Here is a 15090-nt window from a genome sequence, read left to right as displayed (position 1 = left end):
ATACAAGCTACTGAAAGCACAAGATTTTTTCCCATGGCATGACCCTTGCTCCGGCACCTCGCAGAGTCCCTGTGTCCCCGGAGGTGCAGCATGAAGACCCCGCCCAAAGGCTCCATCCTGACGTCACTCGCCCTGGCCGTGCTGGCCTGGCAGGCCACTGGCGAAGCGGCCGTGCAGTGCCAGCGCACCCTGGTGGCCAATGTGGTGGCGTTGGACCAGCCGTTGATGTTCAACCGCCTGGGCGCGCAGAACGCCAATGGCATGATGTTCGCCCTGCGCCACGATGTGGTCGATGAGCATCACGTTCCGCTGAGCCAGGGCGGCGCTGCGGTGCCGGGCAAGGTCACCCTGCGCCCGGACAAACGCCCGCGCCCGATCGTGCTGCGGGTTGCCGCAGGCGACTGCCTGACGGTCAACCTCACCAACTTGCTCGCTTACCAGGCCAATCCCAACAAGCACGGCATTCACCCCGAGGAAGCCGAGGGCGAGGAGGTCGAGCTACCTGAAGTCGAGGGCGACGAACACTTCGTCGCCGACGAACAGGTCAGCGATCGCCATGTCGGCTTCCAGGTCAATGGCATGCAGGCGGTCAACAGCATCGCCGACATCGCCGCCAATACCGGGCGCAACGCCAACTTCCTGATCGCCCCGGGCGGCACCCGCAGCTACACGCTCTACGCCGAGCGCGAGGGCGCCTTTGCCGCCTCAAGCCGTGGCGCGCCCTTTGGCGGTGAAGGCAATGCCGGGAATGTCGCCAATGGCTTGTTTGGCCAGGTGGTGGTGGTGCCCAAGGCCGGACGGACCTATCGCAACACCCTGACCGAAGAGGAAATGCGCCTGGCCACCTCAGGCCGTACCGCCACCGGCCAGCCAGTGATCGACTACGAGGCACGTTATCCGCAGGTCCAACCGTGGATCGCCGAAGGCAAGGCCGGCAAACCGATCATTGCCATGGTCGATGGCAACGAGATCCTCAGCAGCGAAACCGATGCCATCGTCATGGGCCCCAACCCCGATGGCAGCTTCCCGCGTGCGACCTACCCGCTGGAAAGCGTCGGCAAGCGCAACCCGGCATTGCCCAATCGCCTCGAAGCCTTCCGTGACTTCGCTTCGCAGTTCGCCGACGAGGTGGCCGGCACCCAGGCCTTCCCCGGTTACTGGGCGGACCCGGTGATGGGGCATGTGCTGGAGCCGGCACGTGACTCGTTCATGATCAACTACGGCTCTGGCGGCATGGGCGCCGAGGTGGTGGCCAACCGTCTGGGCGTCGGGCCGATGCACGACTGCCTGTCGTGTGCCTATGAGGAGTTCTTCCTCAGCGCCCATACCGTCGGCGATATCGGCACCCTGGTGGATGTTCCGGCCAACGTCGGCCTCGAGCACATCCGCCCTGGCGAAGTGCCGCCGGCCAGCGCCACAGGGGTGAAGGCGAGCATGGCCCTGTACCCGGCCGAGCCGTCCAACGTGCACCACAGCTATATCGGTGACTTCACCAAGTTCCGCAACACCCACAACGGCCACGAGCAGCATATCTTCCACCTGCACGGCCACCAGTGGCTGTTCAACCCCAACGACGACAATTCGGACTATATCGACGCCCAGGGCATCGGCCCGGGGGTCGGCTACACCTATGAAATCGCCAATGGCGGTTCGGGCAACCGCAACCGCGTGGCGGGCGATGCGATCTATCACTGTCACTTCTATCCGCACTTTGCCCAGGGCATGTGGGCCATGTGGCGGGTGCACGATGTGTTCGAGCCCGGCACGCGCCTGGCCGTGAGCGGTGACAGCGAGAATGGCTTCCACGCTACGCCGTTCGCCTTGCGCAATGGCAAGCCAGCCAGCGGCGCCCGGGCGCTGCCCGACGGCGAGATCGTCGCCGGTACGCCGATTCCGGCGGTCGTGCCGCTGCCAGGCAAGGCCATGGCGCCGATGCCGGGCAAGGTGACCGTGGTGCCGAAACTGGCCGAGACCCTCGTCGCCGAACAGGGTGACGACGAAGCTCAAGAGGAGGGTGGCGATGACCATGGGCAGGGCGCCAGCGCGCCACGGACCGTGGGGTCGCTGGCCCTGGTCGATCGCAGCGAAACCAATCGCAATGCCGACGGAACGCTGAAGAACCCCGGCTATCCGTTCTGGGTCGGTGGCATGGAAAGCAGTGTCGGTCAGCGTCCGCCAACCCCACCGCTGGACATGCTCGACCCGGCCCTGGCTCGCCAGCTCAAGGACAGCGGCAAGGCACTGTGGGCCAACCTGGACCCCAACCAGGTCGATGGCTGGGACGGCGGCCTCGGTCGCCATGCGCTGGACGGCGTATCGGCGGGCGGCGAGGCGGTGACCACCACCACCAAACTGGATTTCTCCAAGGTGGTGCACAAGGCCAAGCCGATCTACCTGCCCGAGGAGGGCACCGAGGTCGAACAGGCCGCCATGCAGTTCCACGCCAAGGCCGAGCACCCAAGCTTCGCCCTGATACCCGGCAGTGCACCGGTGGCCAAGGCCTTCCGTACCAACGGCGCCTTGCCCACCGCAGGCGCGCCATTCTACGAACCCTGCATGGATGATCGCGGCAAGCGCCTGACCCAATCCTCCGGGGTGGGTGAATTCGCCAGCGGCGAAAGCCTCACCGGCATGAGTTTTCGCGGCGCCTCGACCTTCACCGCCGACCGTCCGCGCGTCTACAAGGCCGCCAATATCCAGTTCGATGCGGTGTACAACAAGGTCGGCTACCACTTCCCGCAGGCGCGCATCCTGGCCCTGTGGGAAGACGCCTGGCCGGTGATCACCAAGCAGCGCCCACCGGAGCCGCTGGTGATGCGCATGAACACCTTCGATTGCACCCAGTACGTGCACACCAACCTGATCCCCTCGTTCTACGAGATGGACGACTACCAGGTGCGCACCCCGACCGACGTGATCGGCCAGCACATCCACTTGCCCAAATGGGACCTGACCGCCGCCGACGGCTCTGCCAATGGCTGGAACTACGAAGATGGCATTCTCTCGCCCGGCAGCGTGGTCGAGCGCGTGGATGCCATCCGCGCCTACAACGGCTGCAGCGAGGGCGATGCCCGCGATGGCTCGGCGGCCTGCCCGAAAGCACGCCAGCATCCGTACTTCGGCCGCTTCGGCCGGGCAGACTGGCTCGGCGCGCGCACGGCCATGCAACGCTGGTTCGCCGATCCTCTGATCAACGTGTACAACGTCGACCGTGGCCTGGGCACCATCTTCACCCACGACCACCTCGGCCCATCGACCCATCAGCAGTTGGGCCTGTATGCCACCGTGCTGGCAGAACCCGCAGGCTCCACCTGGTACCACGCCGAAACCGGCGAGCAGTTGTACAACCCGGCCCTGCGCCAGGATGGCGGGCCGACTTCGTGGCAGGCCGTGATCCAGACCGGCGACCACGATGGCGACGGGCGCAACGACAGCTACCGCGAGTTCTTCCTCGAGTACAGCGACTTCCAGCATGCCTATGAAGCGGGTGTGTACGTGGGGGCCGGCCCCGATGGCGTGCCTAACGGCCAGGCGTATCCGGCCACCGCCGACAGCTTCCGCTACGCCATCAACCCGCCGGTGCGGCAGAAGGCGTCGAACCTGTTGGAGGCGGTGGTCGAGTCGCGCGGCGGGCTGAGCCCAGGCTGTCCGACCCGGCCGTGCCCACAGGCGATTTCGGTGGATGATCCGGGGATGTTCGTCGTCAACTACCGCAACGAACCGCTGGCCCTGCGTGTGTTCGACCCCAACAAGGTCGGCCCGGACGGCAAGCGCGGCATGCAGGCCGACGGCCTGGGTGGCGACCTGGCCTATGCCCTGCAGACCCGCACCGACCGGGCGATTCCAGCGATGAACCTGGCGCCCTCGGCAATCACCTCGGCGATCGGCCCTACTGGCGGCACCACGCTGTTCCCGCCGCACATCAACAAGGGCACCGAGCCAGGCGATCCGTTCACCCCGATGCTGCGCACCTATTCCGGGGACAACGTGCGCTTGCGCATGCACGCCGGTGGGCATGAAGAGGAGCACAACGTGACCCTGCATGGCGTGAAGTGGCTGCAGAACGGTTCAGGTTTCGGCAGCAGCTCCAACTCGGGGTGGAAAGCCTCGCAGATGGTGGGTATCTCCGAGCAGATGGGTTTCATGGCACCGGTGTCGATGATCTCAAGCTCCGCCGCCACCAACGGCGACTACCTGTATTCGCTGGATGCGGCGCTGGAGGGTTACTGGAACGGCATCTGGGGGGTAATGCGCAACTACACGGCGCAGCGGCCAGACTTGATTGCTCTGCCAAACAACCCGCAACCGGTGGCCATGCGCAACACCGTGAACTTCGACGGCATCTGCCCGAAAACCACGACCAATGCCAATGGCATCGGCACCCGGCCGACGGTCAAGCGCAGCTATGAAGTGGTTGCCGCGCTGGCCAATGACATTCTGGAGAACCGCCAGGGTGTCAGCATCAGCGATCCGGCGGGGGTCAACCAGCACGTCGGCGGGCCGTTGAAGAGCAACGGCGGGACCTTGGTGTTCAACAGTCGGCGCACCAGCATTCCATTGGCAACCGTGACCGACGAGGAGGACGGCACGACCTTCACCCTGGGCGGCCACAGTGCGCCGCTGCATGACCCGACGGCGGTGCTGTATGTGCGCAAGGCCGACCTCGATGCCGTGACCGGCAAACTCAAGCCAGGTATTCCAGTAGAACCCTTGGTACTGCGTGCCAATGCGGGGGATTGCATCAGCATCACCCTGGAGAACCGCCTGCCGCTGATGATGCCGGACCTGCCCAGTACGGCGGTGATGCAGAACGTGGTCAAGCGTGATCGCAATGCCAGCGAGGGCTCCACGGCCTTCAACAACAACCTGATGCGCCCGTCCAGCCATGTTGGCTTGCATGCGCAGTTGCTGGCGTACGACATCACCAAGTCCGATGGCGCCAACGTCGGCCTCAACCCCGTGCAGACTGTCCCGCCACGGGCGGGCAACAGTGGGACGTACCCGAGCAAGGTGTATCAGTACTACGCCGGGCATCTGGAGCGCGAGGGCAAGCCGGTGCTGCAACTGGGGCGTACGGTGGACAACATCAACACCACCGCCATCGAGTTCGGCGGGCTCAACCTGACCCCGGCGGACTTCATCAAGCAGCCTCAGAAAGGTCTTGTTGGCGCCATGAGCGTCCTTCCACAGACCGCCACCTGGACCGAAGACAGCGCCAGCCGCGCCCAGGCCACGGTCAAGGTCAGCGGCCAGGCGGACTACCGTGACCTGGTGACGGTATGGCAACGCTCGCTGAACATGCGCTGGGCCGATGGGCGTCCTGTGGAGGGGATCGCCACCGAGGGCAATGGCGTGCCGGGTGATCCGAAAGACAATGGCAACATGGCCATCAACTACAAGACCGAGCCCTTGTGGTTGCGCTTCGGCCTGGCACCGGATGCCCCCTTCGGCCACGCCGATGGTCATGGCTTCGCCGATGTCCCCAACGCCCATATGGCCTACAGCAACGCCCTGGTCAACGGCGATCCGCAGACACCGGTGCTTTGGGCCAAGCCCGGTCAACCGCTGCGCAGCCATGTGCTGATGCCCAGTGGTGGTAGCCGCGGTATCACCTACCAGCTCGACGGGCACCTGTGGCCGCTGCATGCCTACCAGGCCGAGAAGAACGACCTGGACGGCTACCCCATGGGCCTGCCGGGCATCGGTTCGGTGCGCTTCGGCTACAACCCGATGGCGATGTACATCGGCGCGCAGGAGAGCGTGCTGCCGGCGGCGCACTTCAGCTTCATGCTGCCCAGCGCGGGTGGTGCCAACGCGGTGCCGGGGGACTACCTGTTCCGCGACTACGCCGCCTACGGCAATACCGCCGGGTTATGGGGGATCCTGCGGGTGACCAACGAAGCGCCACCGACCACTGCACCAGCACAGTAACCAGGGTGTGCGGCCCCGCTGCCAGGCAACCAGCAGCGGGGCCGTTTCACATCAGCGGATGCAGGGCGCGAAAGGTCTGTGCTTCTTCCACCAGCCAGTCATGCACTGCGCGGGCGCCGGGTTGGGTCAGGCCACCAGGCGGGTAGAGCAGTACATAACGCTTGTGATTGGGGATCGGTACACCGAACGGAACGATCAGCGTGCCGCGCTCGAGTTCGTCGTTGAGCAAGGTCCGCCGCGCAATCGCAACGCCGATACCGGCAATCGCCGCCTCGATGGTCAGGTGATTGCGGTTGAAGGTGTGGCCGCGTCGTACGTTCAGGCCACCCGCACCGATACCGTCAAGGTAGAACTCCCACTCCGCGTACTCCGAACTGCCGCGCCAGGCCGTGATGTCGTGCAGCAGCGGGTAGTGCACCAGATCGGCCGGGCCGTGCAGGGGCGGGCGACCGCGCAGCAGGGCCGGGGAGCAGACCGGGAAGATCTGTTCGTCCAGCAGTGGGGTCGAGAGCATTCCAGGATAGCTGCCGTCGTTGAGGTCGATCGCCAGGTCGAAATCGCCGTCGTGCAGGGCCTGTTTGCTGTCCTCGGCCACCAGGCGCAGCTCGATGTCCGGGTAGCGCTGCTGGAAGCGCGGCAGGCGCGGGGTCAGCCATTTGGCGAGGAACGAAGGGATCGAGCGCAGGCGCAAGGTACCGCGAATTTCGCCGGCGTCCAGACGCAGCAGTTCAGCTTCGATGCTGCCATAGGCCTCGGCCACGGTCTGCGCCAGGCGCTGTCCCTCGGCTGTCAGCTCCACGCCACGGGCACGGCGCAGGAACAGGGCGAAGCCCAGGCGCTCTTCAAGCTGGCGCATCTGCTGGCTGACCGCCCCGGGGGTGATGTGCAGCTCTTCGGCACAGCGGGTGAACGACAGGTGCCGCGCGGCACAGGAGAACACATGCAACCAGACGAACACCTGGCCGTTGAGCTGCCCTTTCATTGTTTAGTCCTGCTAAAGGCTTGCTTAGGAATTTTCGTTGGTCATCGCCAGGCGAGCGCGGCAGTATCGCGCAAATTCGCAGTACCCATCAATTTTTCCGGAGGGCCGCGCAGCGGCGAGTAACGTCGCGGCGGTCAGGCATTAGCATGGCTATCAGTGTTTTCGACCTCTTCAAGATCGGCATCGGGCCGTCCAGTTCCCACACCGTGGGGCCCATGCGTGCCGCCGCCACCTTCGCCCGGTTGCTGCGCGAGCGCGGCCTGCTGGCCCAGGTGCAGCGGGTCGAGGTGCGCCTGTATGGCTCGCTGTCGGCCACCGGCGTCGGTCATGCCACCGATCGCGCCTGCCTGCTGGGCCTGATGGGCCAGTGGCCGGACCGCATCGACCCGCACAGCATCGAGCCGCGCATCGACCAGTTGATGCAGGAGCAGTGCCTGATGCTCGATGGCTCGCACCCGGTGGCGTTCCAGTACAGCCGCGACATGCGCCTGCTCGACGAAAACCTGGACTATCACCCCAATGCCATGAGCCTGGAAGCGCTGGACGGGCAGGGCAGCCTGCTGACCCAGACCTACTACTCCGTGGGTGGCGGCTTCATCATCGAGCAAGCTGAAATCGATGCCCCGGTCAGTCGCGTCGCGCAGGTCGAGTTGCCCTACGAGTTTTCGTCAGGCGCCGAGCTGCTGGCGTTGTGCAAGACCCATGGCTTGACCGTGGGCCAGTTGATGATGGCCAACGAACTGGCCTGGCGCAGCGAAGATGAGATCCGCAGCGGCTTGCTGAATATCTGGGCGGCCATGCGCGAGTGCGTCGACAACGGCCTGCGCAATGAAGGCATCTTGCCTGGAGGGCTCAAGGTCAAGCGCCGGGCTGCGCGTCTGCATCGCAGCCTGCAGGAGTTGGGCAAGCCGAACGTGATCGGCTCGACCCTGAGCGCGATGGAGTGGGTCAACCTGTTCGCCCTGGCAGTCAACGAAGAGAACGCCGCGGGCGGGCGCATGGTCACGGCACCGACCAATGGTGCGGCCGGCATCATCCCGGCGGTGTTGCACTACTACATGAAGTTCAACCCGGGCGCCTGCGATGACGACGTGGTGGCCTTTCTGCTGGCAGCGGCGGCGGTCGGCATCCTGTGCAAGAAAAACGCATCGATCTCCGGCGCCGAAGTGGGTTGCCAGGGGGAGGTCGGTTCGGCCTGCTCCATGGCCGCTGCAGGCCTTGCCGAAGTGCTCGGCGCCACCCCGCCGCAGCTGGAAAACGCCGCTGAAATCGCCCTGGAGCACAACCTCGGCCTGACCTGCGATCCGGTCGGCGGTCTGGTCCAGGTGCCGTGCATCGAGCGTAATGCCATCGCCGCCGTGAAGGCGATCAACGCCGTACAGATGGCCTTGCGGGGTGATGGCGAGCATTTCATCTCCCTCGATCGGGTGATCCGCACCATGCGCGACACCGGCGCGGACATGCACGCCAACTACAAGGAAACTTCGCGCGGCGGCCTGGCCGTCGCCTTCGTCGAGTGTTGAGTCGCCCTGTTCGCAACCCAGCCCTGAAGGCGCAACTGCGAACACGGGCGTAGCCCGTGCCAGGCAGCGGTGTCTTTTTCGCGGGCAAGCCCGCTCCTACAGGTATCGCGTCGGTGCAGAGGACCGAGCACAGGCGCTCAAGGAGCCCGACTCAACACGCCTGAATCCACCTGCAACACCCGCTTCACCGAGCAACAAAAACAACTACAAAGGCGAAACCCATGACTGATGTACACAACTCCACGACCGTTCGTGCGGATTCGGCTGCGCCGGCTTCGACCACAGCCACGCGCAGCTGGAACCGCCACGACACCACCTGGGCCCTGGGTCTGTACGGCACCGCCATCGGCGCCGGCACCCTGTTCCTGCCGATCAATGCCGGGGTAGGGGGCTTCTGGCCGCTGTTGATCCTCGCGCTGCTGGCTTTCCCGATGACCTTCTATGCGCACCGTGCGCTGACCCGCTTCGTGCTGTCCGGGCGCCGTGGCGGCAACGAAGACATCACCGAGGTGGTCGAGGAGCATTTCGGTGTGGGCGCCGGCAAGCTCATCACCTTGCTCTACTTCCTGGCGATCTTCCCCATCCTGTTGGTCTACAGCGTGGCCTTGACCAACACTCTCACCAGTTTCCTCGAACACCAGTTGCACGTGACCGCGCCGCCGCGTGCGCTGTTGTCGCTGCTGTTGATCGCCGGCCTGATGGTGGTGGTGCGCTGCGGCCAGCAGATCATCGTCAAGGTCATGAGCGTGCTGGTCTATCCCTTCGTCGCCTCGCTCCTGCTGCTGGCCCTGAGCCTGATCCCCAACTGGAACGGCGCCTTCTTTGCCCAGGCCAGCGAAGGCCTGAGCGCCTCCAGGCTGCTGCTGACCCTGTGGCTGGCGATTCCGGTGATGGTGTTCTCGTTCAACCACTCGCCGATCATCTCGGCCTTCGCCGTCGACCAGAAGCACCGCTACGGCGCCGACGCCGACCGCAAGAGCGGCCGCACCCTGGCCACCGCCCACCTGATGATGGTGCTGACGGTGATGTTCTTCTGCTTCAGTTGCGTGCTGGCCCTGAGCCCGGCCGACCTGGCTGCGGCCAAGGTGCAGAACATCTCGATCCTGTCGTACCTGGCCAACCACTTCCAGACCCCGGTCATCGCTTTTGTCGCGCCCCTGATTGCTCAGGTGGCGATCACCAAATCGTTCCTGGGCCACTACATCGGTGCCAGCGAAGGCTTCCAGGGCATGATCGTCAAGAGCCTGCGCAGCCGCGGTAAAAGCTGGTCGGCCAAGCGCCTGGAGCGTGTCACGGCGCTGTTCATGGTGCTGGGTTGCTGGATCGTGGCGACCCTCAACCCGAGCATCCTCGGCCTGATCGAAAGCCTCGGTGGCCCGGTGCTGGCCTGCCTGCTGTTCCTGATGCCGATGTATGCAGTGCGCAAGGTGCCTTCGCTGCGCAAGTACTCGGGCGCGCTGTCGAACGTCTTCGTCGTGCTGGTGGGGTTGATCACCTTGTCGGCGATCTTCTACGGCTTCGTTGCCTGAGGCCATGCTCCACGATTCGTGTTGCTTCGCTCTGCATTTGCGTTCTTGATGCCTTTGGTGCCGCAGCTATGCTCGGCACCTGGAGGGTCGCCTTGCGGCCTGAGTGCACACGAAACGGAGTGATTGGCATGTTCCAGGGTTTCAAGAAAGCCTTCCAGCACGTCGAAGGTATCGAGATCGCCTACCGTATCGGCGGCAAGGGGCCGGCATTGCTGCTGTTGCACGGCCACCCGCAGACCCATGTGATCTGGCACAAGGTGGCCGAGAAGCTGGCCGAGCATTTCACCGTGGTCGCCGCCGACCTGCGCGGTTACGGCGATTCGGCCAAGCCTGAGGCCGACGACTGGCATGAGGCGTATTCCAAGCGCCGCATGGCGGCCGATATGGTCGGGCTCATGCAGGCCCTGGGGTTCGAGCAATTCGCCCTGATGGCCCACGACCGCGGCGCGCGGGTCGCGCATCGCCTGGCGCTCGACCACTCCCAGCGCCTCACCCACCTGGTGCTGCTGGACATCGCCCCGACCCTGGCGATGTACCGCCAGACCAACGAAGCTTTCGCCCGTGCCTACTGGCACTGGTTCTTCCTCATCCGCCCGGCGCCGCTGCCTGAAACCTTGATCGAAGCCAACCCGGAAGGTTACCTGCGCAGTGTCATGGGCGGGCGCAGTGCCGGCCTTGCGCCGTTCACCGACGAGGCGTTCGCCGAGTACCGTCGCTGCCTGTCGCTACCGGGCGCGGCGCATGGTGTGTGCGAAGACTATCGGGCCGCTGCAGGCATCGACCTGGAACATGACCAGGCCGATATCGATGCCGGCAACGCTGTGAAGACCCCGCTGCTGGTGATGTGGGGCCGTGACGGCGTGATCGGCAAGTGCTTCGACCCGCTCAAGGAGTGGCGCGCCTGTGCCGAGGACGTGCGCGGCAACGAGCTGCCCTGTGGTCACTACATTCCCGAAGAAGCCCCGCAAGCCCTGCTCGAGCACGCCCTGCCGTTCCTGCAGCACGCCTGATACGACCTGACCTGTCCTGGACGACATCAACATCTACAGGAGCCTCGCTGTGCTGTTTCCCGCGGTCGCGAAAGACTGACCCGGCGCCGTTCACTGGCCCTTCCTGCGCAGCTCCACGACACTGCGGCGCATGTCGCTGGCCCAGCCATCGAGCAACGGCTTGACGTTCTCCAGCTTGAGCTGCGCGGTGTCGTTCTCCAGCGCCTCGCCGGCGCCCTTGCGCACCACCTGGGCCAGCACTTTCTGGTTGGCACCGTCGAGGAAGGCCGCCTCCACGGCGATGTCCACTTCCTGGTCACGACCGCCGGCGGCGGTGTTCACCGCTGCCGCCACCAGGGCGATGGGCACCACTTCATAGGGCTTCAGGCCCTCGGTCTTGGTCGACACTGCGGTGATTGCGGGGCGTACCACGATCGTTCCCGGGCCTGGAGCGCTGACCACCGTCAGCACGCTGCCCAGTTCCCGGCGCATGGCGTCGTCGAAGTAGCGGGTGATCGCCTGCAGGGTCTGCGCCGAGATCACCGCGGTGGGTTGTGGCTTGGGATAGAACTGGCTGGGCTCGATGTAGACCTGTCGATACTGGCTGGCCTTGAGCCCCGGGTCGATCCAGCGCATCACCGGCGCCCCGGAAACACTTTCTGCCGGCTTGAGCCGGCTGTAGTCCTTGAGAAACCCGGAATACTGGCTCGGATCGACGCGGTTGCTGGAGCAGGCGGCCAGGGCAAGCAAGGCAGCGCACAGCAGGGTGGCGCGAGGCAGCGGTTTCATGATCGGTAGCGTCCATTGAGGGGGAGGCCAGATCAACGCTAGCAGGTGCTTGGCGATTGGCCAGTGTGCAGGTGGGTTGGTAGGCGTCCTTGGTTCGGTGATGTGAATTCCCACAGGAAATCAAGAGCCGTCTGGCTATCGCTCTAGGTGGATCACTGGAAATCTATGCCCGTCACGGGTATGTTTTGATGGTGAAAAGTGAGTATTTACAAACGCAGGGATTTTTCCCGTTGGCAGGCCCGCGAGAAGCTATCGGACTCGCTGCTATGCACAGCAGTCAGGGAAATGCAAAGCGGATTGGTGGATGCAAGTCTCGGAGGGTTGCTCTTCAAAAAACGCATTGCCTCGCCTGGTTCAGGGAAGAGTGGCGGATACAGAACATTGTTATCTGCCCGTTTGGGTGAGCGTTATGTGTTTCTTCATGGGTTCGCCAAGGCTGAAAAAGCAAACGTCACCCCAACTGAGCAAAAAGCGCTGCAGTTGATGGGCAGGGTACTGGTTGAAATGTCGTCGCAAAACTTGGCCAAGGCAATAAGTTGCGGCGTACTTGAGGAGGTGTATTGTGACCAGCAAATTGATTGAGTCGTTGCGTGACGACCTGTCTGTGCTTTACCAGGCTGGCGTGGTTGGCAAGGTAACGATGCGCGAATTCGAGGCCATCTGTCCTGCGCCCGTCAGGGATTTCACTGCGCTGGACATCAAGCGCCTGCGCGAGGCGCTCAATTTCAGCCAGCCGGTTTTCGCACTGCATTTGCATACCAGTGCGTCTACCGTACGCAAATGGGAGCAGGGGGAGACCCGGCCAGCCGGGCCCGCGCTGAAACTGCTCAATATCATTGCCGACAAGGGCCTCCAGGCCATTCTCTGATCAGCCCAGCACCTCCCGTACGCGATACCACAACATCCCCAGTGCCAGCAGCGGCGAGCGCAGGGCCTTGCCGCCGGGGAAGGTCAGGTGCGGTACGGTACTGAAGATATCCAGGCCCTGGCTGTGGCCGACGGCGATGGCCTCGGCCAACAGCTTGGCGGTCCAGTGGGTCACGTTCAGGCCATGCCCGGAGTAACCCTGGGCGTAATACACGTTCGGATGCTGGCTCAGGCGGCCCACCTGGGGGAAGCGGTTGGCGGTGATGCCGATCATGCCGCCCCATTGGAAGTCGATGCGCACATCGGCCAGTTGCGGGAACACCTTCAGCACTTTCGGGCGCATGTAGGCGGCGATGTCCTTCGGATCGCGCCCGGAGTAGTGGCAGGCGCCACCAAACAGCAGGCGGCGGTCGGCGGTCAGGCGATAGTAGTCAAGGCCGACCTTCTGGTCGCACAGGGCCATGTTCTGCGGGATCAGGCTGCGCGCCAGGGCTTCTGACAGCGGTTCGGTAGCCACCACGTAGCTGCCGGCGGGCAGCACCTTGCCGGTCAAGCGCGGCTCCAGCTCGTCCAGGTGCGCATTGCACCCCAACACCAGGCTCTTGGCCCGTACCTTCCCGCGGGCGCAGTGCAAGGTGACGGTAGGGCCGTGTTCGATGCGTTGCACAGCGGTCTGCTCGAAGATGCGCACGCCAAGGCTGCTGGCGGCGCGGGCTTCGCCCTGCACCAGGTCCAGTGGATGCAGGTGGCCGGAGCCCATGTCCACCAGGCCGCCGGCGTACTGGTCACTGGCAACGACCTCGCGGATGCGCTCTGGGGCGATCAGCCGGGTTTCGTGCCGGTAGCCCAGTTCGGCCAGGTCCTGCAGTTCGTCGTTGAACGCATCGAACTGCGCCGTTGTATTGGCCAGCTCACAGAAGCCCCAGCGCAGGTCGCACTCGATGTTGTACTGCTCGATGCGCCTGGCCACCAGTTCGACCGAGTCCAGGCCTGCCTGCTTGAGGTAACGCACGCCGTCCTGGCCGACGTAGCGGGCAAAACCCGACACGTCATGGCCGATACCACGGATCAGTTGCCCGCCATTGCGCCCGCTTGCGCCCCAGCCGATACGCCGGGCTTCCAGCAGGATCACCGACAGGCCCCGCTCGGCCAGCTCCAGCGCGGTGTTGACGCCGGTCAGGCCGCCGCCGACCACGCACACGTCGGCGCTCAACTCGCCTTCGAGCTCAGGGTAGGGGGCCGTGGCGCGGGCCGTGGCGGCGTAGTAGGAGGCGGTGTGTTCGGTTTGATGAGGCATCGGAAACACTCGAATCAGCGGTTGGACTTGATCTTGCTCCAGGAGCGAGTCATGACCCGCATGATCTGCGGGCTGGGGGTGCTGGAGACGTAGAGCTTGTCCAGCACTTCCTGGGGCGGATAGATCTCGGGATTTTCCACCAGCGACTTGTCCATGAACGCCTTGGCGTCAGGGTTGGCGTTGGCATAGCCGACCGTGGCGCTGACCTTGGCGATCACTTTCGGGTCGAGCAGGTAGTTGATGAAAGCCAGGGCCTGGTCAGGATTGCTGGCGTCTTTGGGGATGGCCAGCAGGTCGAACCATAGGTTGCTGCCTTCCTTGGGAATGCTGTAGGCGATTTTCACGCCGTTCTTGGCTTCCACGGCGCGGTTGGCCGCCTGGAACACGTCGCCGGAGTAGCCGAAGGCCACGCACACGTCACCGTTGGCCAGGTCCGAGACGTACTTGGAGGAGTGGAAGTAGGTGATGTACGGGCGCAGCTCCATCAGCCGTGCTTCGGCCTTGGCGTAGTCTTTCGGGTCTTCGCTGCGTGGGTTCATGCCCAGGTAGTTGAGCATGGCCGGGAACAGCTCGTCGGGCGAGTCCATGAAGGCCACGCCGCATTGCTTGAGTTTCTTCAGGTTTTCTGGCTCGAACAGCACGGCCCAGGAGTCGACCTTGTCGATGCCCAGCGCGGCCTTGACCTTCTCGACGTTGTAGCCGATGCCATTGGTGCCCCACAGGTACGGTACGGCGTACTGGTTGCCCGGGTCGTTCTGCTCCAGTTGCTTGAGCAGTTTCGGGTCCAGGTGCTGCCAGTTCGGCAGCTTGCTGCGGTCGAGCGGCAGGAACGCGCCGGCCTTGGCCTGGCGGGCGAGGAAGTGGTTCGAGGGCACCACCACATCGTAGCCGGTGCGCCCGGCGAGCAGCTTGCCCTCGAGGGTTTCGTTGGAGTCGAAGACGTCATACACCACCTTGATCCCGGTACTGGCCTGGAAGTCGGCCAGGGTGGTGTCGCCAATGTAGTCGGTCCAGTTGTACACGCTGACCGTGGGCTCGGCATGGGCGGCCGCGCCGAACAGCAGGGCGAAGGCTGCGGGAATCAGGGTTTGCAAGTGACGCATGTCGGCACCTCGTTGGTCTTGTTCTTCGGGTTCGATGAAGCAGAAGCAGGGCAGCGCGTTGCCTGCGGGAGCAGCCGCTC

At 64.4% G+C, this 15090-nt stretch carries 10 protein-coding genes; 6 read left to right on the top strand and 4 right to left on the bottom strand.

Annotated elements, in window-relative coordinates; translation table 11 throughout:
- Positions 1-90 precede the first annotated feature (90 nt).
- A complete protein-coding gene (gene mnxG, locus HU729_RS03000) occupies positions 91-5931 on the top strand; it encodes a manganese-oxidizing multicopper oxidase MnxG (RefSeq protein ID WP_186708298.1) in 5841 nt (1946 codons plus the stop codon).
- 46 nt (positions 5932-5977) lie between these two features.
- On the opposite strand, the gene HU729_RS02995 is transcribed toward mnxG, so the two are convergent.
- Complete coding sequence (locus HU729_RS02995; protein ID WP_186664474.1) at positions 5978-6913, bottom strand: LysR substrate-binding domain-containing protein; 936 nt, start codon at positions 6911-6913, stop codon at positions 5978-5980.
- A gap of 146 nt (positions 6914-7059) precedes the next feature.
- On the opposite strand from HU729_RS02995, the gene HU729_RS02990 reads away from it, so the two are divergent.
- The 3 genes from HU729_RS02990 (at position 7060) to HU729_RS02980 (ending at position 10975) form a co-directional block, all read left to right on the top strand.
- Entirely contained in the window at positions 7060-8436 is a 1377-nt protein-coding gene (locus HU729_RS02990) for an L-serine ammonia-lyase (RefSeq protein ID WP_186664476.1), read from the top strand.
- Between the two features lie 221 nt (positions 8437-8657).
- On the top strand, positions 8658-9965 hold the full coding sequence (locus tag HU729_RS02985) for a serine/threonine transporter (protein ID WP_186708296.1): 1308 nt from the start codon (positions 8658-8660) through the stop codon (positions 9963-9965).
- A gap of 128 nt (positions 9966-10093) precedes the next feature.
- Complete coding sequence (locus HU729_RS02980; protein ID WP_186664480.1) at positions 10094-10975, top strand: alpha/beta hydrolase; 882 nt, start codon at positions 10094-10096, stop codon at positions 10973-10975.
- Positions 10976-11065: 90 nt separating this feature from the next.
- Here the strand turns inward: HU729_RS02980 and HU729_RS02975 are convergent, their stop codons facing one another.
- Complete coding sequence (locus HU729_RS02975; protein WP_186708295.1) at positions 11066-11743, bottom strand: DUF3313 domain-containing protein; 678 nt, start codon at positions 11741-11743, stop codon at positions 11066-11068.
- Between the two features lie 198 nt (positions 11744-11941).
- On the opposite strand from HU729_RS02975, the gene HU729_RS02970 reads away from it, so the two are divergent.
- The gene (locus tag HU729_RS02970) at positions 11942-12325 is read left to right on the top strand and encodes a type II toxin-antitoxin system RelE/ParE family toxin (protein ID WP_186708294.1); all 384 of its coding nucleotides are present in this window, start codon (positions 11942-11944) and stop codon (positions 12323-12325) included.
- A complete protein-coding gene (locus HU729_RS02965) occupies positions 12306-12611 on the top strand; it encodes a DNA-binding transcriptional regulator (protein WP_186664486.1) in 306 nt (101 codons plus the stop codon). Before HU729_RS02970 ends, HU729_RS02965 begins: the two co-directional genes overlap by 20 nt.
- On the opposite strand, the gene HU729_RS02960 is transcribed toward HU729_RS02965, so the two are convergent.
- Together HU729_RS02960 and HU729_RS02955 are read right to left on the bottom strand one after the other, a co-directional pair.
- Positions 12612-13907, bottom strand: a complete 1296-nt coding sequence (locus HU729_RS02960; RefSeq protein WP_186708291.1) for an FAD-binding oxidoreductase — start codon at positions 13905-13907, stop codon at positions 12612-12614. It abuts the gene before it with no gap.
- A 14-nt stretch (positions 13908-13921) separates the two neighbouring features.
- Positions 13922-15010 (bottom strand): polyamine ABC transporter substrate-binding protein, encoded by a 1089-nt coding sequence (locus tag HU729_RS02955; RefSeq protein ID WP_186664490.1) that lies wholly within the window; start codon positions 15008-15010, stop codon positions 13922-13924.
- Positions 15011-15090 lie beyond the last annotated feature (80 nt).

It is taken from the genome of Pseudomonas sp. RW10S2 (assembly GCF_014268985.1).
Lineage (GTDB): Bacteria > Pseudomonadota > Gammaproteobacteria > Pseudomonadales > Pseudomonadaceae > Aquipseudomonas > Aquipseudomonas wayambapalatensis.
The sequence above is the reverse complement of the archived record's forward strand: the minus strand, read 5'-3'. Positions and strand labels throughout refer to the sequence as shown.

Coding starts and splice junctions, on each gene's coding strand:
- HU729_RS02980 (WP_186664480.1), top strand. CDS start 10,094: ATGTTCCAGGGTTTCAAGAAAGCCTTCCAGCACGTCGAAGGTATCGAG.
- HU729_RS02955 (WP_186664490.1), bottom strand. CDS start 15,010: ATGCGTCACTTGCAAACCCTGATTCCCGCAGCCTTCGCCCTGCTGTTC.
- mnxG (WP_186708298.1), top strand. CDS start 91: ATGAAGACCCCGCCCAAAGGCTCCATCCTGACGTCACTCGCCCTGGCC.
- HU729_RS02995 (WP_186664474.1), bottom strand. CDS start 6,913: ATGAAAGGGCAGCTCAACGGCCAGGTGTTCGTCTGGTTGCATGTGTTC.
- HU729_RS02985 (WP_186708296.1), top strand. CDS start 8,658: ATGACTGATGTACACAACTCCACGACCGTTCGTGCGGATTCGGCTGCG.
- HU729_RS02990 (WP_186664476.1), top strand. CDS start 7,060: ATGGCTATCAGTGTTTTCGACCTCTTCAAGATCGGCATCGGGCCGTCC.
- HU729_RS02960 (WP_186708291.1), bottom strand. CDS start 13,907: ATGCCTCATCAAACCGAACACACCGCCTCCTACTACGCCGCCACGGCC.
- HU729_RS02975 (WP_186708295.1), bottom strand. CDS start 11,743: ATGAAACCGCTGCCTCGCGCCACCCTGCTGTGCGCTGCCTTGCTTGCC.